18 protein-coding genes and 4 pseudogenes are annotated in these 23193 nt (G+C 66.5%); 13 read left to right on the plus strand and 9 right to left on the minus strand.

Annotation, left to right across the window (positions count from 1 at the left end; translation table 11 throughout):
* Window positions 1-93: 93 nt before the first annotated feature.
* From KK483_RS28630 to msrB, 3 genes are all read left to right on the plus strand, one after another.
* On the plus strand, window positions 94-564 hold the full coding sequence (locus KK483_RS28630) for an indole-3-glycerol phosphate synthase (RefSeq protein ID WP_262008101.1): 471 nt from the start codon (window positions 94-96) through the stop codon (window positions 562-564).
* A 103-nt stretch (window positions 565-667) separates the two neighbouring features.
* Complete coding sequence (murC, locus tag KK483_RS28635) at window positions 668-2062, plus strand: UDP-N-acetylmuramate--L-alanine ligase (RefSeq protein ID WP_262008102.1); 1395 nt, start codon at window positions 668-670, stop codon at window positions 2060-2062.
* Window positions 2063-2072: 10 nt separating this feature from the next.
* Window positions 2073-2486, plus strand: a complete 414-nt coding sequence (msrB, locus tag KK483_RS28640) for a peptide-methionine (R)-S-oxide reductase MsrB (RefSeq protein ID WP_262008103.1) — start codon at window positions 2073-2075, stop codon at window positions 2484-2486.
* A 602-nt stretch (window positions 2487-3088) separates the two neighbouring features.
* Here the strand turns inward: msrB and KK483_RS28645 are convergent.
* The 5 genes and pseudogenes from KK483_RS28645 to KK483_RS28665 form a co-directional block, all read right to left on the minus strand.
* Entirely contained in the window at window positions 3089-3379 is a 291-nt protein-coding gene (locus tag KK483_RS28645; protein WP_313879518.1) for a VCBS repeat-containing protein, read from the minus strand.
* Between the two features lie 72 nt (window positions 3380-3451).
* Window positions 3452-4207 (minus strand): annotated as a pseudogene (locus tag KK483_RS28650) (IS256 family transposase); the annotation flags it as partial.
* 18 nt (window positions 4208-4225) lie between these two features.
* Complete coding sequence (locus KK483_RS28655; RefSeq protein ID WP_262008104.1) at window positions 4226-5386, minus strand: IS30 family transposase; 1161 nt, start codon at window positions 5384-5386, stop codon at window positions 4226-4228.
* 52 nt (window positions 5387-5438) lie between these two features.
* Window positions 5439-5982: pseudogene (locus KK483_RS28660) on the minus strand (transposase); the annotation flags it as partial.
* Window positions 5972-7092 (minus strand): annotated as a pseudogene (locus KK483_RS28665) (IS630 family transposase). The pseudogenes KK483_RS28660 and KK483_RS28665, both read right to left, overlap by 11 nt.
* A 548-nt stretch (window positions 7093-7640) precedes the next feature.
* Between KK483_RS28665 and KK483_RS35555 the strand changes: the two are divergent.
* The 6 genes from KK483_RS35555 (at window position 7641) to KK483_RS28695 (ending at window position 16231) form a co-directional block, all read left to right on the plus strand.
* Window positions 7641-7796 (plus strand): hypothetical protein, encoded by a 156-nt coding sequence (locus KK483_RS35555; RefSeq protein ID WP_399015201.1) that lies wholly within the window; start codon window positions 7641-7643, stop codon window positions 7794-7796.
* A 677-nt stretch (window positions 7797-8473) separates the two neighbouring features.
* A complete protein-coding gene (locus tag KK483_RS28675; protein ID WP_262008106.1) occupies window positions 8474-9772 on the plus strand; it encodes a hypothetical protein in 1299 nt (432 codons plus the stop codon).
* 147 nt (window positions 9773-9919) lie between these two features.
* On the plus strand, window positions 9920-10909 hold the full coding sequence (locus KK483_RS28680; RefSeq protein ID WP_262008107.1) for a hypothetical protein: 990 nt from the start codon (window positions 9920-9922) through the stop codon (window positions 10907-10909).
* A gap of 514 nt (window positions 10910-11423) precedes the next feature.
* Entirely contained in the window at window positions 11424-13070 is a 1647-nt protein-coding gene (locus tag KK483_RS28685) for an insecticidal delta-endotoxin Cry8Ea1 family protein (RefSeq protein ID WP_262008108.1), read from the plus strand.
* Between the two features lie 2060 nt (window positions 13071-15130).
* Entirely contained in the window at window positions 15131-15454 is a 324-nt protein-coding gene (locus tag KK483_RS28690) for an arginase family protein (protein ID WP_262008109.1), read from the plus strand.
* A gap of 105 nt (window positions 15455-15559) precedes the next feature.
* Window positions 15560-16231 (plus strand): DUF4328 domain-containing protein, encoded by a 672-nt coding sequence (locus KK483_RS28695; RefSeq protein WP_262008110.1) that lies wholly within the window; start codon window positions 15560-15562, stop codon window positions 16229-16231.
* A 26-nt stretch (window positions 16232-16257) separates the two neighbouring features.
* Here KK483_RS28695 and KK483_RS28700 read toward each other — a convergent pair whose 3' ends face one another.
* Both KK483_RS28700 and KK483_RS28705 read right to left on the minus strand, forming a co-directional pair.
* Window positions 16258-16503 carry a DUF397 domain-containing protein gene (locus KK483_RS28700; RefSeq protein ID WP_262008111.1) on the minus strand — a complete coding sequence of 82 codons (246 nt, stop codon included), beginning with the start codon at window positions 16501-16503 and terminating at the stop codon, window positions 16258-16260.
* On the minus strand, window positions 16500-17333 hold the full coding sequence (locus KK483_RS28705; protein ID WP_262008112.1) for a helix-turn-helix transcriptional regulator: 834 nt from the start codon (window positions 17331-17333) through the stop codon (window positions 16500-16502). The genes KK483_RS28700 and KK483_RS28705 overlap by 4 nt, the downstream gene beginning before the upstream one ends.
* 160 nt (window positions 17334-17493) lie before the next feature.
* Between KK483_RS28705 and KK483_RS28710 the strand changes: the two are divergent.
* Window positions 17494-17934: pseudogene (locus KK483_RS28710) on the plus strand (ATP-binding protein); the annotation flags it as partial.
* A 24-nt stretch (window positions 17935-17958) separates the two neighbouring features.
* Here the strand turns inward: KK483_RS28710 and KK483_RS28715 are convergent.
* On the minus strand, window positions 17959-18345 hold the full coding sequence (locus tag KK483_RS28715; protein ID WP_262009720.1) for a VOC family protein: 387 nt from the start codon (window positions 18343-18345) through the stop codon (window positions 17959-17961).
* 82 nt (window positions 18346-18427) lie between these two features.
* Between KK483_RS28715 and KK483_RS28720 the strand changes: the two genes are divergently transcribed.
* The gene (locus tag KK483_RS28720) at window positions 18428-19054 is read left to right on the plus strand and encodes a nucleoside/nucleotide kinase family protein (protein WP_262008113.1); all 627 of its coding nucleotides are present in this window, start codon (window positions 18428-18430) and stop codon (window positions 19052-19054) included.
* A 101-nt stretch (window positions 19055-19155) separates the two neighbouring features.
* On the opposite strand, the gene KK483_RS28725 is transcribed toward KK483_RS28720, so the two are convergent.
* Complete coding sequence (locus KK483_RS28725; RefSeq protein ID WP_262008114.1) at window positions 19156-19554, minus strand: PPOX class F420-dependent oxidoreductase; 399 nt, start codon at window positions 19552-19554, stop codon at window positions 19156-19158.
* Between the two features lie 263 nt (window positions 19555-19817).
* On the opposite strand from KK483_RS28725, the gene KK483_RS28730 reads away from it, so the two are divergent.
* Both KK483_RS28730 and KK483_RS28735 read left to right on the plus strand, forming a co-directional pair.
* The gene (locus KK483_RS28730) at window positions 19818-20639 is read left to right on the plus strand and encodes an ABC transporter ATP-binding protein (protein ID WP_262008116.1); all 822 of its coding nucleotides are present in this window, start codon (window positions 19818-19820) and stop codon (window positions 20637-20639) included.
* Window positions 20636-23152, plus strand: a complete 2517-nt coding sequence (locus KK483_RS28735) for an ABC transporter permease (protein ID WP_262008117.1) — start codon at window positions 20636-20638, stop codon at window positions 23150-23152. The genes KK483_RS28730 and KK483_RS28735 overlap by 4 nt, the downstream gene beginning before the upstream one ends.
* Window positions 23153-23193: the final 41 nt, after the last annotated feature.

The raw sequence follows: 23193 nt of genomic DNA on the forward strand, positions 1-23193 counted from the left end.
ATTGTTCGTTCCGGTTGGCTCCGGGTGGGCACTAATACTCTCAGACCCCGTGCGGACACGGGGAAGGATGGTTTCCGCAGAAGGGTTCCCGACGTGTTCACAAGCGTTCTGATGATCGAGAAGCCGCTCACCTCCGTGGACGTGGAATTCGTCACGACCCTGCACGGCGCCGAGCCGATCTCGTTCATCGTGCTCATGCAGCCGCGCGGGGACCAGGCGGATCTCCTGTTGCGCGCGATCGACGACGTCGCCATGGGCGAGCTCAAGGACGCCGTCCGCGAGGGAGAGGTCCCCGAGGGCGAGGAGGCCAGGAAGATCGCGGAGCTCGCCCTCGAGAACTCCCTGGCCGAGCTGCGGGCGGCAGGCTGCGAGGCGGTGGGCCAGGTCGTCGAGGACCATCCGCTCGACAAGATGAAGTCCGTCGTCGAGGAATCCGGTGCCGACGAGGTGATCGTGCTCACCGCGCCCCACTACGTGGAGGAGTTCTTCCACCGCGACTGGGCCTCCCGGGCGCGGCACAAGGTCGGCGTACCGGTGCTCAAGCTCTTCGCGCACAGCGAATAGGCTGGGCCCTCGTACGACGCCATGACGCCTCGACGTCACGACGTCTCGACGTGATACCTCGCACCACCGCACACTCGCGCCGCACACCCTGGGAGACACACGCATGGCATCCGGCATCCCTCACGCCATGGAACGGCCGCACTTCATCGGCATCGGCGGCGCCGGGATGTCCGGGATCGCGAAGATCCTCGCCCAGCGGGGTGCCAAGGTCGCGGGCAGTGATGCCAGGGAGTCCGCCACCGCGGAGTCCCTGCGGGCGCTCGGCGCGACCGTCCACATCGGACACGCCGCCGAGCACCTCGCCGACGACGCCTCCTGCGTCGTCGTCTCCAGCGCGATCCGCCCCGACAACCCGGAGCTCGTCCGCGCCGCCGAGCTGGGCGTGCCCGTCGTGCACCGCTCCGACGCGCTGGCGGCCGTGATGCGGGGCGGCAGCACGATCGCCGTCGCCGGCACCCACGGGAAGACCACGACCACGTCGATGCTCGCCGTCGCCCTGAGCGAACTCGGCCTCGACCCGTCGTACGCGATCGGCGGCGACCTCGCGGGACCGGGCACGAACGCCCGCCACGGCGAGGGCGAGATCTTCGTCGCCGAGGCGGACGAGAGCGACCGCAGCTTCCAGAAGTACGACCCGGACGTGGCGATCGTCCTCAACGTCGAGCTCGACCACCACGCCAACTACGCGTCGATGGACGAGATCTACGAGTCCTTCGAGGCGTTCACGGCCAAGATCCCGGCCGGCGGCACCCTGGTCGTCGGCGAGCACGCGGGCGCCCGGGAGCTGGCGTCGCGGGTCTCCGCCCGGGACGACCTGACCGTCGTACGCGTCGGCGAGACCGCGGACTCCGACGTCCGCATCCTCGCGATCACCCCGCACGGCATGACCAGCGAGGTCACCGTCGCCCTCCCGGACCACGGCGAGCTCACCTTCACGGTCTCCGTCCCCGGCCGCCACTACGCCCACAACGCCGCCGCCGCCCTCGCCGCCGCCGCCCGTCTGGGCATCGACCCGGCCGCCCTGGCCGCCGCCCTCACCGCGTACACCGGCGTCGGCCGCCGCCTCCAGCTCAAGGGCGAGGCCGCGGGCGTCCAGGTCATCGACTCGTACGCCCACCACCCCACCGAGATGACCGCCGACCTGGAGGCCATGCGCGCGGCGGCCGGCGACCGCCGCCTGCTCGTCGTCTTCCAGCCCCACCTCTTCTCCCGCACCCAGGAGCTGGGCAAGGAGATGGGCCAGGCCCTCGCGCTCGCCGACGCCTCGGTCGTCCTCGACATCTACCCGGCCCGCGAGGACCCGATCCCGGGCGTCACCAGCACCCTGATCACCGACGCCGCCCTCGCCGCCGGTGCCACCGTCACCCCCGTCCACGACAAGTCCACCGTCCCGGACGTGGTCGCGGGAATGGCCGGACCCGGCGATCTGGTTCTCACCATGGGCGCGGGCGACGTGACGGACCTCGGTCCGCAGATCCTGGCCCGCCTGTCGAGCTGAGGAGCGTGTGATGGCGTACGACGTCGAGAAGCCGGACGAGCAGTGGCGCGCGGAGCTGACCCCCGCGGAATACCAGGTCCTGCGCCAGGCCGGCACCGAGCCCGCCTTCCGCGGTGAGTACACGGACACCAAGACCAAGGGCGTCTACTCCTGTCGCGCCTGCGGCGCGGACCTCTTCACCTCGGACACCAAGTTCGAGTCCCACTGCGGCTGGCCGTCCTTCTTCGACCCGAAGGACACGGACGCGGTGGAGCTGATCGAGGACCGCTCCCACGGCATGGTCCGCACGGAGGTCCGCTGCGCGAGGTGCGGCTCACACCTGGGCCATGTCTTCGAGGGCGAGGGGTATCCCACGCCGACCGACCAGCGGTACTGCATCAACTCGATCTCGCTGCGGTTGGCGCCGGACGAGGACCAGGGCTGACCGATCCTAGGTCCGGATGGGCCCTCGCCGATCTCGTGCTTGCGGGGAGGGCCTGTCCATGGTTTGGGTGTCAGCCGCCCATACCTTGTCCGCCCATAGCCCGGACGCAGGCGTCCTCGATACCCAGAGTCCTCGCGAATGAGTCACGCCGCAGGACACTGGCCGAGGTGCCTGTCGGGCGATCGGGGGCCGCTCCCAGCTGGGGCGCTGTACTCCCTCCAGGCGCTCGACTGCCTGCAGCGGCCAGCCCGTGTCGGTCTGCTTGCCGCAGGCGTACGACGCGCTTGCCGATGGCGCGCTGCTGCCCACGACCATACGTATCCCCTGCCGGCGGCCCACAGTCCAGGGCCGCACACTCGGACGTTGCTCATGCAACAGCGGGATGTCGGCGAAGGGCTTCCAGCCAGCGCCGATCTAGACGCCGGAGTCGATGGTTCCGGTTCTGGCGTAGCGGTAGAGGGCGCGACGGTGATGCGGCTGACGACGTCGTTCTTGCCGCCGCCGGTATCGGACAGACTCTGGCGCCGGGCCTTGCATGCGTGACGGCAGCGGATGGGGTGTGCCCCTGGCAGTTGGTTGCTGCCAGGGGCACGTGGGGTGGATCAGGTGGTGTAGCGGTTGACGAATTTGGTGCGGCTGTAGTCCCAGCTGTCGGTCCAGCTGGTCTTGATGGGCTGGAAGGTGGCGTCGGGGTTGGCGAGCCAGGTGAACATGCGTACGGTGCCGTCGTTCTTGTTGTACATGGCGCCGAGGTCGTCGAGTCCGTCGCCGTTGTAGTCACCGGGGACCATCTGCATGGACTGGTAGGTGATGGTGCCGGCGGGCACGCTCCAGGCTTGCTTGGGCGGGGCGAAGGTGCCGTTGCCGTTGCTCAGGCTGACGTAGGTGTGGATCTTGTCGGTGCCGTCGGGGTAGTCGAACCAGGTGGGGGTCTGTCAAACGAGCGGTGTAACTGGGGTTGATGGTTACTGACGGACCGCGGAGAGGCGGCCGTCGAAGGTGATGTCGAAGGCGTTCAGTGCGGTCTTCCAGCGCATGGTCCAGCGGGCCTGGCCCTTGCCTGTGGGGTCGAGCGACATGATCGCCATGTAGACGCACTTCAGGGCGGCTTGCTCGTTCGGGAAGTGTCCGCGGGCCTTGACCGCTCGGCGGATGCGGGCGTTGACCGATTCGATCGCGTTGGTGGTGCAGACGATGCGGCGGATCTCGGTGTCGAACCGCAGGAACGGGGTGAACTCCTCCCAGGCGTTCTCCCACAGTTTCACGATCGCCGGATATTTCCGGCCCCAGACCTCGGCGAACTCGGAAAACCTGTCCAGGGATGCCTCTTCGGTCGGGGCGGTGTGGACGGGCTTCAGGAGCTTGGCGATCTTGTCCCAGTCCTGGCGGGCGGTATAGCGGAAGGAGTTCCGCAGCAGGTGTACCACACAGGTCTGCACGATCGTTCGCGGCCAGACCGTCTCCACCGCCTCGGGCAGGCCCTTGAGCCCATCGCAGACCGGCATCAGCACATCGCTCACGCCGCGGTTCTTGATTTCGGTGAGGATGTGCAGCCAGTGCTTGGCGCCCTCGCCGCCGTCGCCGGCCCACAGCCCGAGGATCTCGCGCCGGCCCTCGGTGGTGACGGCCAGGGCCACGTAGATGGGCCGGTTGGCCACCGCACCGTCGCGGATCTTCACGTGGATGGCGTCGATGAAGACCACCGGATAGACGGGGCGGTTTCCATCAGTGGTTGCGAATCACCTGGTCAATAGGCCTGACAGGTATTCTCGCATGGCCTCGGCGGGGGTCCTGTCTCCGAGTGTGATGCGGGGGCGGTGGTTGAGCTGGCGGGCGACTTCGCGGAGGCCTTGGGCGGTGTGGACGGACAGGTCGGTGCCCTTCGGAAAGTACTGCCGCAGCAGGCCGTTCATGTTCTCGTTGGTGCCGCGCTGCCAGGGCGAGTGCGGGTCGCAGAAGTAGATCCGGAACCCCGTCAGCGCCTCGATGTCCTCGTGCAAGGTCAGCTCACGGCCCTGGTCCCAGGTGAGTGTCTTCTTCAGCCGTGCCGGGATGTGCGCGGTTTGCGTGATCAGCGCGTTCCGGACTTGCGGGGCCTTCCAGCCATGCGGCAAGTGGATCAGGTGGACATAGCGGGTGGTGCGCTCGACCAGGGTGCCGATCGCCGAGCCCTGGCCGCGGCCGATGATGAGGTCGCCCTCACAATGTCCGGGAACCGTGCGGTCGTTGACCTCGGTCGGACGGTCGTGGATGAGCGTCATGTTCTTGATCTTGTTCAGGGTGGGGACGCCTCGGCGCTGTCTTTTGCGGCGGGTGCGGCCGGTGCGGAGCTTGGCTTCGCACCGGCCGAGGATGCCGGCGAACAGGGCCCGGTAGATCGTCTCCGGACAGGCCCGCATCATCACGTCATTCGCGTACTCGCGGGCCAGGTAACGCGCGATCTGCTGCGGCGACCACTTCTCGGTGAGCTTCTCGCGCACGAGCGTACGCAGCGGCTCGCTGCCGCGGATCTTCTCCTCCTTGGGACGGCGACGCCGCAGTAGGGACTGGTTGTGGGCCCACCAGGGGTGGTAGCTGCCGTCCGGCTTCGCGTTGCGCTTGATCTCGCGGTAGACGGTCTGAAAGCTCTTCCCGATCGACGCGGCGATCTCCTTGAAGGTCTGCTTGGCCTGGAGCCCGTCGGCGATGGCGATGCGGTCGTTCTGGGTCAGGAAGCGCGGCGATATCAGGCCGGTGTCGGGGACGATCATGCTTCCAGCTTCGATGAACCAGTTCGAACCACAGCTGGCCGAGACCCCCACCACCCGGGCGGCAGCCGCACCCTTATAGCCCTCCCTGAGCAACTCGAAGTACCGCTTCTTCACCGAACTCGGCATCTTGTTGGGGGCGTACCTCGGCATCCGAACGCTCTCCTTCCGGAGCGTTCGCAAGCACCGATAGAACTCAAGCGGCGTCGAGAGGTCGGCTCTGCCATTCGGCCATGCCCTCCAGCACCTTGTCGGTGATGGTGGAGATGGTCTGCCGGGAGACCTCCGCGCCATAGACCTCTGCCAGGTGGGCCTGCACCTCGCCGGTGGTCAGGCCCTTCGCGGCCAGCGAGATGACCATCTCGTCGACGCCGGCCAGGCGCTTTTGGCGCTTCTTGACGATCTTCGGTTCGAAGGAGCCGTCGCGGTCGCGGGGGCACGATTATTTCCACCGGGCCGACGTCGGTCAGGACGGTCTTGGAGCGTTTGCCGTTACGGGAGTTGCCGCCGTTCTTGCCGACCGGGTCATGCTTGTCATAGCCGAGGTGGTCGGTGATCTCGCCTTCCAGGGCGGACTCCAGCAGCCGCTTGGTCAGCTGCTGCAGCAGCCCGCCCTCGCCAGTCAACTGCAGCCCCTCGGCCTGGGCCCGGCCCACCAGCTCCTCGATCAACTGGTCGTCCACGGCCTTCGCCGGCACAGCCTCCACGGGCTCGACAGCCTCGGAGCCGGACACGTTCTCAGTGGTCATCGATGCATCTTCCATGATCCGGAGTTACACCGAACGTCCTACAGTCCCCGGGAATTCGGTTCAGATATCCGGCGAGGCGTTCGAGGATCCGTCCGCGGTCTTCGTCCAGACGAAGGGTTTCGGGTCTTCGTTCCAGGTCTTGATCCAGGAGCGGATGTCCTTCTCCAGGGCCTGGACGTTCTTGTGGACGCCTCGTCGTATCTGCTTGTCGGTGAGCAGCCCGAACCACCGCTCGACCTGGTTGAGCCAGGAGCTGCTGGTGGGGGTGAAGTGCACGTTGAAGCGCGGGTGTGCGGCCAGCCACCGCTGGATGGCGGGCGTCTTGTGCGTGGAGGCGTTGTCGCAGATCAGGTGCACGTCCAGCTCGTCGGGCACTTCCTTGTCGATCCGGATCAGGAACTTTCTGAACTCCACGGCGCGATGCCGGCGGTGGATCTGGCCGATCACCTCGCCGGTGGCGGTGTTCAGCGCGGCGAACAGGGTGGTGACGCCGCCGCGCACGTAGTCGTGGGTGCGGCGCTCGGGCATGCCCGGCATCATCGGCAGCACGGGTGCCGACCGGTCCAGGGCCTGGATCTGTGTCTTCTCGTCCACGCACAGCACCAGTGCGTGCTCGGGCGGGGCGAGATACAACCCGACCACGTCACGGACCTTCTCGATGAACTGCGGATCCTTCGAGAGCTTGAAGGTGTCGACCAGGTGCGGCTTGAGGCCGAAGGTCCGCCAGATCCGCGCGATGGCCGACTGCGACAGGCCCATCTCCTTGGCCATCGACCGCGTCGACCAGTGCGTGGCGTCCCTCGGCGTGGTCTCCAGCGTCCTGACAACGACTTCCTCGACCTGGCCGTCGGTGATCTTCCGGGACCCGCCCGGACGCGGTTCGAGGCGGTCCCGCACGAACCGGGCCCGCCACCGGCTCACCGTGTGCGCCTCAACGCCCAGCCGGTCCGCAACATCCTTGTTCAAAGCGCCCGTTGCGCTTTCCAGTACGATCCGGCACGGCAGGGCCAGCGCCTGAGAGGACGTCCGACGCCTGGCCCAGCGGGCCAATGTCTCACGCTCGTCGTCGGTCAGCACCAGCTCGGCCTTCGGCCGTCCCGTCCTCGCCATCCGGACATCATGCCGAACCAGCACCGACTTACGCAGCAAATACCCGGCTCAGGACATTAGAGGTAGAACGCTCTGTCCGGGTTGGAGTGGCTGTTTGTCACCCGAGGGTTGCCGGAGCCTGACTCCTTTGGGTCGCCCGCCGGCACCAGCCTGCCACGCCACATACCGTCTCACCGCCATCGGGGGTATGCCCGGGCGCGACAGATCGTGTCTGTCGTCAGTGACGGCCGTTGCATGCACGAAAAGGTGCATGTTGACGATTTTCGCACATCGTGTCACTCTTCATATCGAGGCTCACATCTTGTGTGCGTGGGCCTGAGGTTTCGGCCACACTCTTGATCTTCAGTAGTCCGCGACGACCGCAGCTTCCGCCAGGGCCTGCGGCTGTCAAGGCTGCCTCATCACAAGACGTTGCACGAGTACGACTTCGCCTTCCAGCCCGACCTCGACCCGCGCAAGGTCAAGGACCTGGCGACTCTCTCGTTCGTCGAAACCAAGGCGAACGCTGGACTACCCGGTCCGCCTGGATTCGGCAGACGCACATCGCCGTGGCCCTCGCGGTCGCAGCCTGCCGGGCTGGCTACTCGATTTACTTCACCAGCTTTCGACGACATGGTCCGCAACCTCACAGCAGCCGAAGCCGCGGGGCATTTGGCCAGCAAGCTCGGCACCTACCTCCGCCCGAGCGTTCTGGTTGTGGATGAAGTCGGCTACCAGCCGCTCGAATGGGCGGAGGCGAACCTGGTCTTCCAGGTGATCTCCAAACGAAATGGGGCCAGGTCTTCGGTGACGAAGTCCTGGCCACCACCAACCTTGCCTGGCTTCTCCACCACTGCGACGCCGTCTCGATCAACGGCCCCAGCTACCGGCTCAAGAACTCGCTGCCATCGAGCGAGACACCAGGTTGCCTGACGACTGAGCGCGCTTACCTCTACTTGGCTGAGCACTTTCGCGAGTGCACCGACACTGCAAATACTTCCGCAACCTCACCATGTAGAACGCGGTCTTAAGACCAAATATGCCGTGCCCAGCCAGAGTGAGCCCAGCCTGTGGCGGTGTGGAAGGAAGCCGTGCCGAATCATGAGGAATTTCCCCGTACAGCGGAAAACTTGACGTCACCACATTCCCGACAGTAAGAACATTTTCGGCAGGCGTTGAAGTCGGATCCGTCAAGGGATACGTCGGCGAGACTTTCCATATGCGGAAAATAGATGACTTTATCGAAACACACGGAGCGCATACCGTCACAGGGCCGTGACCGCAAGACTTCGGCTCGCCCGAGGACCCGGCCGTCGTGTGGCAGTTGGCCAGGCCACCAGCGGCCTGACGGACGACTGCCTGCAGTGGCCCGCCAGCACCTTCCTTGGAAAAGGAGTTGAATATGCCACACCGTCAGACGCGTGGAATCGTGACGGATTATGGAACTTCCAATCCAGGCATTGAGGCCGATGCCATCATGACTGCCGCAGTGCTAGGTCTTGCGACCTGGCACATCAAGAATCAGGTCCCGATCCGGTTCGATATGGACCCTCGGGACAAGGACAAGGAATGGGAGCCCTTTAAGGAGGTCGTCCAACGACTCAATAGTGCTTCCGTAGGCTACCTTAGCCGGAACAATCTGCTACTGCCTGGCACCGTCGATGCGGGGTTTGCCCCATTATACACCAAAGGCGCGGTCATTGTCGGCGTTTATCACCTTGCCGGCCAGAAGACACCCGACTCGGTGAACGAACCGGTGCTGTCACCCCAGGGCAAGGTTTTATACGAGAAGATCCGAAACGAGCAACTTCCGCAGTATGTAGGGCGTGGAGCCTACACCGGCTTTGTCGACAACTGGAATTCCACTGGCGACACGGATCCGGTCGGCCCGCTGTCCACGGTCCGCTTCCTGGCTCCGAAACCGGACGTCCTGCACGAGACACCGATACTGTGCCCACGGTGGCTGCCTCCAATTTCAAGTGCCCTGTGGGGCCTGCGCCTGCGGCGAAACACACAGGATTCACATGTTCCCTGGGGAATGATCGGGGGCGACAAGGCGCAGAATCTGCCGAATACAGGGTTATCCAACCCGACGAACGCGCTGAACGAGGCCGACCAGGTCACCGGCCTGATGAAGGCACAGGGCATGGTCTTCGAGGGCGAACCGGCCCTGACGGACATCGTGGGCTACACGCATGGCATGATCCAGGCGATATACAAAGCGTATGCGCTTGGCCCTAGCACTACGCCATACGAGATCACGGTGGGGACCGAGACAACCAAGCTGGCCTCGTGCGTGCCGTGCAGCCTGTTCATGATCGCGCTGGGGTACCCCCCGACCTCGATCCACCTAGGCAGGGGCGAGTCGTGGGTGCCCTTGTTCGAGCCGTACACCCCGGGACGAAGCAGTGAGTCGGTCGAGCGAGCCGTGATCCGTGATCTCAACAACTCCTGGCAGGCCGCATGCGCCGAGTGGCTTTCGCTCGGGCTGAAGGTGCTGGATCAGGCGGCGGTGACCGACGACCACCAGGCGTCAGTTGCAGCGGTACGGACGTACCTCGATGCCAACTCGCGGGATAAGACAGTGGCCTCGCTACTCATCCTCGACGCGGTAACCATCCATGACAGTGAGATGAGCCGGATATCCCGCACACTGAAACCCGCCGATTCAGTGGAATTGATCGATCCGACACGCCAGTAGGAGGAAAGACACCTTTGAAGAAGCTGAGGGGGAAATCTCACCCTGACCCACGGGCGGACTCAGGTTGTCTGGCCCCCGGGCGGCGAACGCCTCACGTGTGGCCGTCCGCGATCGGCTGAAGGCCAACAGGAAGAGAGGAAATGCGAGATGAGTAAAATGGAGCCTGTGCGCGAAACTGAAGTGATCGTCACTGGTGACACGCTAAGAGTCTACGATACGACCACCCGGGACTGGAGGGGGAAAAACTTCGTCTGGGAGTGGAACCCCGGTTCTCGGTACAGGGGTTTCAATGGTGCCAATGATGCCAAGGTGCGACGCGATGCGTTCGGCAATGAGTACATGGTGCTCTGCGGCGGAACCTGGGTGATGGTGGTTCCTTACCGGAAGGACTCTGATGCCCTTGCCTGTTACGCCGTCGACACGGGGGCTAATGGCCTTCACGGTGTGGAGCTCCTGCCGGACGGCCTGATCGCGAGTTCCTCCCCGGGCACCGACCGGATTCAGCTGCACCGGATCGGCCAGGGGGTGGTGTGGAGCGAACAATTTTACGCCGCGCACAGTCTGTTGTGGGATGAAAGCCGGTCGGTCCTCTGGGCGGCCGGGCACAGCCAAAGCCCGCAGAAGCCGGGCGGACACGGGATGGTCCGTAAGTACCCTTTCGACCTAGAGACGGGCGTGCTCGGGGAGCCTGAAACCTACCCGGTCGACACCTATCCAGAATCTCTGCCCGAGGTCCCTGACAAATACCACCGACCCGAGTGGGCCGATTTGAGGCGGTACAGCAACTGGTGGGAAGGGCTGCACGACATCACACCCGTTCCGGGTGACGAGCACACTTTCCTCATGTCCACGGACGCCCGGTTGTTCCTATGCCGCCCAGGCGCCGATCCGCTGGACAGGTTTGAGGACGTGTCGGGACGCTTCGGGTACTTGTGTGGTGTGAAGGGTGTCAGTGTCCATCCGGACACAGGGCAGGTGTGCATGCTGCCCAACGACACCAAGAAGGACTTCGGCAGCACGGTCCGGTTCTTTGAGGCACGGCAGGACCGTCCGATCGAGTGGAACGAGTGCTACAAGGCACGCTGGGCCCAGAGCATGCCGGGATGGGAAGCGACTCTTATCTGGCCGGAAAAGTGAAGGCCGTTGAGCTCGGTCATGCGGCACGTATCGGGCGCGGGGTCGTGCTGAAATAGGAGAGCCTGGTAGGCATCATGGCCGAGCATCACGTGCTGTAGATGTGCCATTGAGCGGTATCGCGCAGGTCCTCGACCTCGGCGTCAACAGGTACTGCGTATCAGATTTCCACTGGTATCAGCGTGGCGGGACGCGGGCTGTGCGGTGGCTAGCCCGGGACGGCCGCCGCAGCGAGAGTCTTGCTCCGGTTGCTGCCAGGAAGCCGATTGACCGACGGCCGCTTTGGCGTATTCGCAGGAATCGGCAGGGAGTCGCCGTGGAGTACATATTTATATTAAATGCCGATGGGAATCGCATTCTTCCTCGTGGCCCGCCTTATGGGGTTGAGGAGGCAAACCAGACTCGCACTTGCCCGAGTTGCTACTACAGCAAGAGCCATGACGCAAGATCAGGAAGATTGGTTCGCGGCACTCGCAACGTTCACCTTTCGGGTAACCTCTTAATATGGAGCAAGAAAATGGCATACGATCTAAAGAAGATGGAACAGTGGGAAAAGGATCAAATCAAATTACACGGGGATGTGACAAAATCCGCATTTGAGCTTGCAAGGAAAGGCCTTAAGGTCAAATGGGATGACCCTTACCAGATCCTTGATTTCGGTCTCTCGGTTGTGTCCACCGCCATCGGCTTGATTCCCGTCCTCGGCCCCACATTTTCGTCCGTATTCAACTTCTTCACTGTGCTCTTTATGCCGTCCTCGGGCGCCTCGGACATTTGGCCTAAGATTGCCGAAAGAGTCAAGGCGATAGCTAAAGCCGAAGTGACGAGTTACCACCTGGAAACAATTGGGGCCTATCGAGCGAGTGTCCAGACGGCCCTGTCGGACCTTCAGGGAGCACTGGACACGAGGAATGCGAATAGTGCCAATATATACGTGGTGAACGCGAACCAGCAATTGGTCAATCTCATTAACAAGACGACGCAGGTGACGGGAGATGTTCAAGCCCTACCTGCTTTTGCCGCATTGGTTGATGTTCGGCTGTCCCTTCTGGTCTCTGCCATCAGGGGCGAAGACGAGTGGGGGATAATCGACAAGGATATCGTCAATAACTTTAGGCGCTCATATAATGCTGCTACCAAAGTAGGGAATGCTGTCGTTCGCGGCACGGAGGATGACGGTGCTTCGCAGCGAGCGCTCATCCATACGCTCCAGGGTATCGTCGAGAACGGCGATGCATCGCCCCATGCCCTTGCGGTGGCGGCGGATCTGATTGCCGATCTGCAGACTCCGAAACCAAATCTTGAAGACGTCGATGCGAATGGCGAGTATTCCTACGTTGAGCATGCAAGGAAGGTGTATTGGAAGGGATACAAGGGCGCGCTTGCTAACGGAACCGAGCAGGATGGTTGGTGGCGTGAGCCAGGGGGGAGCGGTGCAGACAAATCTCTGGATGACAACGGGTACCGGCGTACCGTTATTTCACAGTATGAATCCCTCATGAGAATCGCCGTTGTTCAAAAGGCTCTCATGTGGCCGTACATGCTGAGTGGGGAGATTCCCTCCGACGTCAGGAAGCAGCTTAATCAGCCCATCCGTTACCACTATGGACGCGGAGGGCCGGGCTCTTTCGAACTTAAATCGCCTACGGATGATCAGGTGGCCAATGGTTGGACGGTAGCGCCCCAATGGGACCGGGCTGCCCCAATTTCGTGGATCCAGGTTTGGTGGGGCGACGAGGTGGATGGGGTGAATTACTGGCGCATTAAAGGCGGCAATTGGGAAGGGGGAGACAAGGATAATTCTAAAGATGCGACAAATTCGAGAGTCCACACCGAAGCAGATAACGACTATTTCACGGCTGTAGGAGTCATCCGCAATACCTCTTATCCGAAACTTGGGAGCCTTTGTTTCCAGAGGGCATCGGACGAGTTGGATAAGGTGGCAAATAGCAAGGACAAGGCTGGGTGGGCTAAGGATGAAAGTAGCAGGGATGAGTTCGGGAGAAATCGCCTCGAAGGGGGATGGTCCTATGCGAGCCCTGGGACCGGGTGGCAGCTTTCCGACATTTCGGTTCCCGTTATGAGTAACACGGATCCGAAGGGGGCGGAAGGGATTGTGTTCTGGTTCCAGCCGGTTATCAATTATGAGAAGGATCCGGATTAGTGGATACAATCGGATACAGGCGCCCTCCTGAGCTTGCCGCTTGAGGTCCGTTGTGGATAGCGTCCGAATGTGTTCGGTGTTTCCCGAGTTCACCGAACGTCCAGGGAGCCGCCATCGATCCTGTGATCAGCCATGACCCGGCTGATGATAAATCGGGCGAGGAGTGGTGGGTAGAACAGGCGGAGCCCCAGGACTGTTGAGCGAGGCGTATAGCTCCGGCTCTTCGGCACTGGGGCTCCGTCCTCTCACCCGGCACTGTAGTGGCCTTCTTGCCGGCCGCGAACAACCAGCTGGCGGTGGGCTGCGGATGCGTTGCGCTTGCCAGCACTCCAGCAGCACACGCACCTCGGCATCGACTGTGAATCGGTCCCCTGACCTGGCACCGAGCCGATTGCCGTGAGGGGGTCAGCTTCGGCTTGTGAGAGTCACCGCCACGCCGTCCGCTCCAATGCCCCAAGGCACTCCCTCTGAAACCGTACGCCCCTCACACACGCGTGCCCATATTTCCCGCCTGAGGCGGGATGCTAATACCAGCGTGTCGAGAACGATGGGTTGGAAGCTGCGAGAATTTAGCAGAAAATGGAGATCGAAATATCGAGGAGCGAGAAGCGGAACCCTGCCTTTCTGTGCCTCCCTGTAATTACGGGTCGATACGGGATGGGCATCGAAATGTATGATGCCGCTACCGGGTAATTGATCTGGAATTGGACTGGTCGGGATGTATCCGATGCATTGCAGGGAGAGTCGCATGTACAGCTTCGCAACGCGATTTTAGACAAGAATGGGAACATTAAGGGAGAAGTCGCGAATGCCAAATTTGCAGACGCCTCTCGAAAAATGGGCTAGGCGTGCATACTCGGTCAAACTGGAGAGGCGTAGGCAGCTACCTGGACGAAGGAGGCCATACTCAGCAAGTGTACTTCTTCGGTGCAGATGCTCCGGATAATTTGGACTACGCAAATTTGGGGCTAATGGATGGATTTACAAGGCGCGATGGTTCGATGAAACACCCGGATGGCTATCTGCTGGTGTGAAGGAGTAGCGGGTCGGTTGCGTCGCCATTCTCTTCTTCCTTTTGCTGACACAAAGAGGGCATGGTGCATGACCGCCAGGGCCCGTGACACGTCTCCAGCGGTCAGAAGTGATAATTTTAAGGTTACGGAATTATTCCTCACCCATTTTTCATCCGTAGCCAGACGTTGGATTCTTTCCTGGGAAAGCCCACGCCGAGGTGCGATGCGCTCTCCCCTCCAGGCCCCGCTCGACGAGCGGGGCTTTTCTTTCGCCTGCGAAAGGTAGTGTTCTCTTATGTCCGAGTTCAGCAACGACCCCGAAGGAGCCGCCGTCTACGGCTATTTGCGGTCTGGGCGGCTTCCTGCGGCCGTGGGCGCGGCGGAGCCTGTTCTGTCGAGTGTGCCGGGTCGCCGTCGGCGGGGGCTGGCCAACGCGATGGAGGTCGCCCGTGCGGAAGGTCTTGATCTCGGTCTCGAATCGATGACCCGTGGCGAGCTGCTGTACTCGCGAGGCAACTGTCGCTTCAGGCCTCGCCCGACACCGCCGGGTGTGGAGGCGTTGGTCTTTGGCCTTGCCAGGACCACACTCGGGTGTCGGCGGGGGAAAGCCTGGGGGCTGGCTCGCGCCTGGGCAGAGGCCGGATGCGCCGGGCAGGCGGAGGTGCTTTGCTGGGTCGAGGTCGTGGGACTGCGTAACTCGCACGTGGTGCGGCAGTTGCGGGCACATGGCATCACACCTGACATGCTGGAGAATCGCATTGACGGGGTCATCGCCAGCCGCAGGCTGCGGAGCGGTGAGCGCGTCGGCAGCATCATCGGTGCCCTCCTGGCGCTCACGAGACAAGGCGACATGGCATCGCAGTGTGTGTTGCCCAGGCTGACGAGAGGCGCAAGCCGTCGTGAGCCCTCACTACCTCATGGATCCCCGGTTGCGAAAGGTGCTTGATCATTTCGCGATGGTGCCCGGCCTGCCGACCTGGGTGTGGATGACGGCGCCGTGTAGCCACAGCGTCGGACGGTCCCGGAAGACCTTTCGCCCAAGCCCTGTTGGACCTCGACGCCGTGCGCGCGGCCGGCGCCGCCACGGCCGCGCGTGAGGCGGTCGGCCGGCTCACGGCCGGCGGGAGCGCCGGATTCTGGGTCCATCTGGACGTCGACGTCCTGGACGACGCGGTCATGCCGGCCGTCGACTACCGCCAACCCGGCGGACTGAGCTGGTCGGAGCTGGAGAGCGTGCTGTGCACGGCGCTGGCCGACGAACGGGCCGTCGGCCTCGACGTCACGATCTTCAACCCCCGGCTCGACCCCGACGGCAGTATCGCGGCCCGGCTCACCGAGTGCCTGCACCGCGGCCTGTCCGCACGCAGCTGACCCCGTGGATGAACTGCGTGGACATCAGGGCTCCCCACCGCGTATCTTCCGCGAGCGACCGCTGACCTGCGCGGTCGTTCGTGTACCCGTGGGGGGTTGCTTGTCATGTCCGCCGACTCGATCTACGCCGCGCCGAACAGACCGGCGAAGGTGCGGTCGCTCAGGGGCCTCGGCGCCGCCGTGGTCGTGCTGCTCGGCCTCGTCATCGCGGCGGATGTCTTCGCCGTCGTCGTGGGAGCCAGGCTGTACGGCCTCTGGAGCGCGGAGGCGCTCGACCAGGAGACCTACAGCAGGTGGGAAGGGCTGTACAACTGGTCCGATGTCGCCACGATGGACACCTTCCTGCTCTGCGGCGTCGTGTTCCTGGTCTGGTTCCACCGCGCGCGGACCAATGCCGAGGCGTTCGCCCCGGGCGCCCACCGAATGACGCCCGCTTGGGCGGTGTGGAGCTGGATCGTGCCGGTCGTGAACCTGTGGATCCCGCGCCTGATCGCCCTCGACATCTGGTCGGCGAGCACCCCGGGAGACCGCCTCGGACCGGCGCCCCGGCGGTCGAACCGACTCGTCAACGCCTGGTGGACGCTCTGGATCGCGGGCATGGTCCCTACGTTCATGGCAACGATGACGTACGCCAGAGCAGTAGAGGCGGACGAGACCAGGGAGGCGATCGGCCTGACCCTGGTCTCCGCGCTGTTCGACATCGCCGCCGCGGTCCTGGCGATCGTCTTCGTACGGCGCCTCACCGCGATGCAGCATCGCAAGGCGCTGGAGCAGTAGCCGGGCGCGTTGGTGTGTGCAGCCGGTCAGGGCCCGGTGGCGTACGCGACGAAGGCCGACCACGCGGTGGGGGAGAGGGCGAGCCGGGGGCCCTGCTTGGCCTTGGAATCGCGGACGTGGACCGTGGTGGGGCAGGTGGCGACCTCGACGCAGTCGTCACCGGAGCTGCCGCTGTAGCTGGACTTGTGCCAGGAGAGGGCGATCTCGATGCAGTCGCCGGAGCCGCCACTGCTGTAGCTGCTCTTGAACCAGGCCAGGTCTGTGGTGCTCATACTTCTCCTCGCATCCGCTGCAACAGGCCCACGGAGTCTTCTGGGGTGAGAGCCTGTGAGCGCATCCTGGCATACCGCATCTGGAGCATGCTGACCACTTTGGGCTCGGCGATGAGCTGGCCGCTTTCCTGCCCCTCGCAGTACCCATACCACCTGTTCTCTGGGGTCTCCAGCAGCTGCATCGGACCATCGAGCCCTGCATGCGTTTCACGTACGAGTGGCATGACCTGGATCTCGATGTTTCGCCGTTCGGCGACCGTCACAACGTGGTCGACCAGCTCCCGGGTGACCTCCACCCCGCCCATCCGCCGAAGGAACAAATGCTCTTCGAGGATGAAGCTGAAGGCCATATTGGGCCGCTCGTGCAGTAGTTGTTGCCGCTCTGCCCGCGCCAGCCACTGGGCCTCGATCTGCTCGTCACCCAGGGGAGGCAGCTGGTTCGTGAACAGCGTTCGTGCGTACGCCTCCGTCTGCAACAAGCCCGGAATCAGGCGACATTCGTACGTGCACAGGCTGACCGCCAGCCCCTCCATCCGCGCCCACCGGCGGAACCACGCCGCCAGCCCCGGCTGCCGTGACAGATGCCGCGCCGCCTTCCGTAACGCCCCCGTGTTGCCCAGCACCTCCTCCGCACGCTCCACGAACGCGTCGTCCGGCATCCGCCGCCCCAGCTCGATCGACGCGACCGTGTGTTTGGAGAACTGCACCAGTGGGGCGAACTCGACCCGGCTGAGCCCCGCGTGCTCGCGCAGCGCCTGGACCACCGCGCCGAACGTCCTCAGGCTGTCCGAGGACTCCGGCTCCATCCCCTCAGTGCCGATCTCGGCCATCACCGGCCACCTCCCGCGCTCCCACCCCGCTGACCCACTCCCAACCGCACTATCGTCACGGACAGTTATGCGTACTGTCCACCGCGCGTGCGCGTACGCTGACGCAGCGTACGCGGCGCCTGCCTGGAGAAAGGGACTCCACGGGCGTCACATTGGGCTCATGATCCCCTCCGCCGGCAGCCGACAGGCCGTGACCGTACGTGTGTTCACCCAGCGTTTCAGCTCCACCCCGCGCGGCGCCCGCCTCGCCCGCCACCTCGCGCTCCACCAGCTCCACGCCTGGGGCATCCCGCACGGCAGCGACCCCTCCGACATCGCCGCCGTCCTCGTCGCCGAGCTCGCGGCCAACGCCGTCACCCACGGCCGCGTACCGGGACGGGACTTCGAACTGCGCCTCGTCCACGCCCCCGGCTCCCTCCGCGTCGAGGTCTCCGACACCCGCTCCGAGCGCCGCCCACCCGGACCCGGGGAGTTCGGGGCTCCGCCGCCCGGGGCGGAGTCCGGGCGTGGGCTCGTCCTCGTGGCCGCGCTCGCCGACCGGTGGGCGGTCGTGGACCGCGTACCCGTCGGGAAGACCGTGCGCGCGGAGCTGGACCTGCCGCGCGTCAGCGGGGCACCCTCGTCACTACACGGGCTGGAGCAGGTCCCAGCGGTTGCCGTACAGGTCCTCGAAGACGGCGACCGTGCCGTACGGTTCGCGGCGCGGCTCTTCGAGGAAGCGGACGCCCGCCGCGGTCATCCGGGCGTGGTCGCGGGCGAAGTCGTCGGTGTGGAGGAAGAAGCCGACGCGGCCGCCGGTCTGGGTGCCGACGCTCGCCAGTTGCCCGTCTCCCTTCGCGCGGGCGAGCAGCAGATCGGTGCCGCTGCCGCCGGCCGGGCGGACGACCACCCAGCGGGAGCCGTCGCCGCGGTCCGTGTCCTCGACGAGCGTGAAGCCGAGGGCGTCGCGGTAGAAGGCGATGGCCTCGTCGTAGTCGCGCACGACCAGCGCGACCAGGGCGATACGGGGCAGCGGGCCGGACGGGCCGGTCGGGGCGGACATCATGGTGCTCCTCGGTAGGGGGGATCAGTATCGCCCGGGCAGAATGCCTGCCATGGACCCGTCGATCGACCAGCTCGCCGACCGTGCCCGGCATCTCGCCCGCCCCGGCGGGCGCCGGATCCTCGGGATCGCCGGGCCGCCAGGGGCCGGCAAGTCGACGCTCGCGGAGGAGCTCGTGGAGCGCCTGGGCGCGGGGCTCGCCGTGCTCGTGCCCATGGACGGTTTCCACCTCGCCCAGGCCGAGCTGGAGCGGTTGGGGCGCGCGGGGCGGAAGGGCGCGCCGGACACCTTCGACGCGGCGGGGTACGCGGCGCTGCTGGCCCGGCTGCGGACGGCGGCCGGTGCGGGCGAGACGGTGTACGCGCCCGCCTTCGACCGGGGGCTGGAGGAGCCGGTCGCCGGGAGCGTTCCCGTCCCGGCCGGCGTCCCGCTCGTGGTCACCGAAGGCAACTACCTGCTCCACGACGAGGGGGCGTGGGCCGGGATCCGGGCACTGCTCGACGAGGTCTGGTACCTGGAGGTGGCGGACGGGGTGCGGGTGCCGCGGCTCGTGGACCGGCACGTCCGCTTCGGCAAGGAGCGGGCGTACGCGGAGCGGTGGGTCAGGGACTCGGACGAGGCCAACGCGAGGGTGGTGGCGCGGGGGCGGCACCGTGCGCATCTGACCGTGCGCATCTGACCGGGCACGACCGGCCGTGGGCATCCGACCGGGCATGACCGGCGGGGCACGACCGGCGGGGCGCGACCGACCGCGTGGATGGACGCGGCCCACTGCGCCGGTCACGGCGAGGCCGCGGCCCAGGGGCCGACGCCCCCGATGCGTTCGACGGAGTAGCGCACGATGTAGCCGGGACCCTTCGGCGCAGGGAACTCGGCGTCCGGGGCCATATAGACCTTCGCCAGGCGGTTGAGCAGATCCCAGGTGTCGTCGCTCGGCAGGTACTCGTTGAGAAGGACGCCGGGCATGCGCGGGGCGTCGAAGGACAGCACGACGCGGGGGTCTCGCTCGATGTTGCGCAGCTTGACGTGATGCGACATATGACCGCTGACGAGATCGTCGCCGTCCAGCGCGATCCAGATGACGGTCACCTGTGGGCTGCCGTCGGGGTTGATGGTGCTCAGGTGAGCCATGGGGCCGGACTCGATCAGATCGCGGAGTTCGGGTGGCAGGCCGGTCATGGTGTGGTCCTTTCCGGGGCGGGACGGTCTGGCTCGGGACGGTCTGGTGCGGTCGGTCCAGTGAGGGTCGGTCTGGTGCGGGATCGCTTCCGTGTTCCCTTCGATCCGCACCACAGCATCGGGGGACGCAGCGGCGGAGTGCCTCAGCCACGCTGCGGGGGTTTTCCCCAGCACCGATTCGGCGGGGCACACCATGGTCCGCAGGTGTCCGGTTTCCGTAGGTTCGAGGGGTCAGCAACGATCACCTGGAAAGGACGGAGCCCATGCGGCTGCGGAAGACGACGCAGGACCGGGACACCGGGCCCGCGGTGGAGCTGCGCGGGGTCGGCCGCCGGTACGGCAGGGGCAGCGGCGCCGTGCACGCGCTGCGGGGCATCGACCTCACCCTGGAGCGCGGCACGTTCACCGCGGTGATGGGGCCCTCCGGCTCCGGAAAGTCGACCTTTCTGCAGTGCGCCGCCGGGCTCGACCGTCCGACGTCCGGGTCGGTGCGCCTCGGCGGCACCGAGATCACGGGAATGAGCGAGGGCAGGCTCACCGCGCTGCGCCGCAGCCGGCTCGGCTTCGTCTTCCAGTCGTTCAACCTGCTGCCCTCGCTGACCGTCGAGCAGAACGTACTGCTCCCGATGCGACTCGCGGGGCGGCGCTCGGGACAGGCGGAGGCGGCCGGGATGCTGGCCCGGGTCGGGCTCGGCGAGCACGCAAGGCGCCGCCCCGGCCAGTTGTCGGGCGGCCAGCAGCAGCGGGTTGCCATCGCCCGGGCGCTGGTCACCCGGCCCGACGTCGTCTTCGCCGACGAACCCACCGGCGCGCTGGACACCGGCACCGCGGCCGAGGTGCTCGGCCTGCTGCGGCAGGCCGTGGACGGTATGGGCGCCACGATGGTGATGGTCACCCACGACCCGGCCGCCGCCGCGTGGGCGGACCGGGTGCTCTTCCTCGCCGACGGCGTCATCGCCGACAGCCTGCACGGCGCCCCCGCCGCCCGGATCGCGGACCGGATGACCGCGCTGACCGCGGGTGCCGCGGGTGCCGCGGGTGCCCGGGCGCCGCGCACCACCGCCACGGCGGGAGCGGTCGCGTGAGCCTCCTGCCCAACGGTCTCGCCCGCGCCGCCATCCGCTTCAGGCCCGCCGCATTCGCCGGCACCTTCGTGGCCCTGCTGCTGGCCGCGATGATCACCTCGGCCTGCGGCTTCCTCGCCGACACGGGGGTCCGCGCCTCCGTCGCCCCGCAGCGGTACGCGCACGTCCCCGTCCTGGCCGCCGCCGGTCAGCACGTCGGGGAGGGCGAGGCCGTCCCCGAGAAGGCGCGGCTCGACGCCGCGCTCGTACGCGAGGTGGCCGCCGCTCCCGGTGTCGCCGCCGCCGTCCCCGACGTCACCTTCGACGTGCGGCAGGACGGCTCGCCGCTCGTCGCGCAGGGGTGGGGCTCCACCTCCTTCACGGGGACGAAGCTGAGCTCCGGCGCGGCGCCGCGCGAGGGCGAGGTCGTGCTCACCGAGGGGAGGCCCGGCGACCGGATCACGCTGACCACCGCGGACGGTGAGCGCGACTTCCGCGTCTCGGGTGTCGCCGCCGGCGGACCGGCCCCCGCCGCCTGGTTCGCGGACGCCGAGGCCCCCGCCCTGGCCGGGCACCCGCGCACCGTCGACGCCATCGCCGTACTGCCCCGGCACGGGGTCGCCACCGGCGAGCTGGCCGCCGCCGTCGAGCGAGCCGTCGGCGACGCCGCCCGCGTGCACACCGGTGACGCGCGCGGAGCCGTCGAGGACCCCGGAGTCGGATACGCCAAGGAGGTCCTCGAAGCCCTCGGCTTCTCCTTCGGCGGCATCGCCGTCATGACCGCGGTCTTCACGGCCGCCGGAACCGTCGCCCTCTCCATCAACCAGCGCGGACGGGAGTTCGCGCTGCTGCGCGCCATCGGCGCCACGCCCTGGCAGATCCGCCGCTCCATCGCCACCGAGGCGCTGCTGGTCGCCCCGCTCGCGGGTGCGCTCGGCTGCCTGCCCGGAATGGCCCTGGCCCGCTGGTGGTTCGCGCAGCTGCAGCACAGGGGCGCCATCCCGGACGCCGTGCAGCTGCGCCTGTCCGCGGTACCGGTCTGGGTCGCCATCGGTACCGCCGTCGGCACCGCCCTGCTCGCGGGCTTCGCCGCCGCGCGCCGGGCGTCGAGGATCAAGCCGGGGCAGGCGCTGGCCGAATCCGCGGTCGAGCCCTTCCGGCCAGGCATCATCCGTTCGCTCCTGGGCCTCGGCTCCCTCGCGGGCGGCGTTTCCCTGGCGTATATCGCAGCCGAGGAAGGCGGGCAGGAGGCGGCCGAACTCGCCCTCGGCATCGTCATGTTGCTGATGCTCGGCATCGCGCTGCTCGGCCCCTTCGTCGCCAAGGCATGCGCCCTGCTGCTCGGCCTCCCGCTGCGCGCCGGCTCCGCGACGTCGTCGCTCGCCGCCGCCAACACGTGGGCCAACGCCCGCCGGCTGGCGTCCGCGATCACTCCCGTCGCGCTGGCCCTGGCGTTCTGCTCGGTGCTGGTCTTCTTCCACACCAGCGAGGACCGCGAGACGGCCCGGCAGCAGAGCGCCGGCCTCACCGCCGACGCGGTGGTCAGCGCCGAGGGCGGACTGCCCGCCACGGCCGTCGCCCGCGCCGCCGCGACACCGGGCGTGGACGAGGCGGTGGGCCTGCTGCGCGGCAAGGTGCTCGTCCGGGTCGGCAGCGGCGGCGACCGCTGGTACGAGTCCTTCGCCGCCCAGGGTGTGCACGGCGGCCGGCTCGACGCGGTGCAGGACCTCGACGTCCGCGAAGGCTCCCTCGGTTCCTTCGGCGCCCTCGGCTCGCCCGGCCTTCTCGGCGAGCCCGGCGAAAGCGGTGCGCCCGGCGAGAGCGGTGCGCACGGCGGACCCGGCGGACCCGGCAAGGACACCGTCGCCATCGACGCGGGGCTGGCGAAGGCCGCCCGCGTCGGCCTCGGGGACCGCCTCGACCTGCGGCTGCCCGACGGCACGAAGGCCGCGCCGAAGGTCGTCGCCACGTACGGCCGCGGACTGGGCCTCGCCGCGGTCACCCTGCCCCGCGCGGCACTTGAGGGCCACGTCGGCTCGGCGTACGACAGCGAGGTCCTGGTCCGCGCGGCCCAGGGCGCGGACCCCACCGCCGCCCTGTCCCGCCTGGGCACCGTCACCGGCCGGGACGGCTACGTCGCCGCGCAGGACAAGGACCGCGCCGTCAACGCGTGGGGCAACAAGACGATGGCCGTCGTGCTCGGCGGCTTCGCGGCCGTCGCCGCCGCCAACACCCTGGTGATGACCGTCCTCGACCGGCGCCGCGAGCTGCGCACCCTGCGGCTCGTCGGCTCGACGCGGCGGCAGGTGCTGCGGATGGTCGGCTGGGAGGCGGCGCTCGTCTCGGTCGCGGGCATCGTCCTGGGCGGAACGATCGCCGCGGTCACCCTGATACCCATGATCCAGGGCCTGTTCCACACGTATCCGTACGTCCCGCCCGTGCTCTTCGCCGCCTTCGCGGGCGGCACCCTGGCGCTGGGGCTGACGGCGACGACGCTCCCGGCGCGGCTGGCGCTGCGCGACCAGCCGGGATAGTTCCCGTCGCCGTCGCCGTCGCCGTCGCCGTCGCCGCCACC

This window comes from Streptomyces sp. FIT100, assembly GCF_024584805.1.
Classification (GTDB): Bacteria; Actinomycetota; Actinomycetes; order Streptomycetales; family Streptomycetaceae; genus Streptomyces.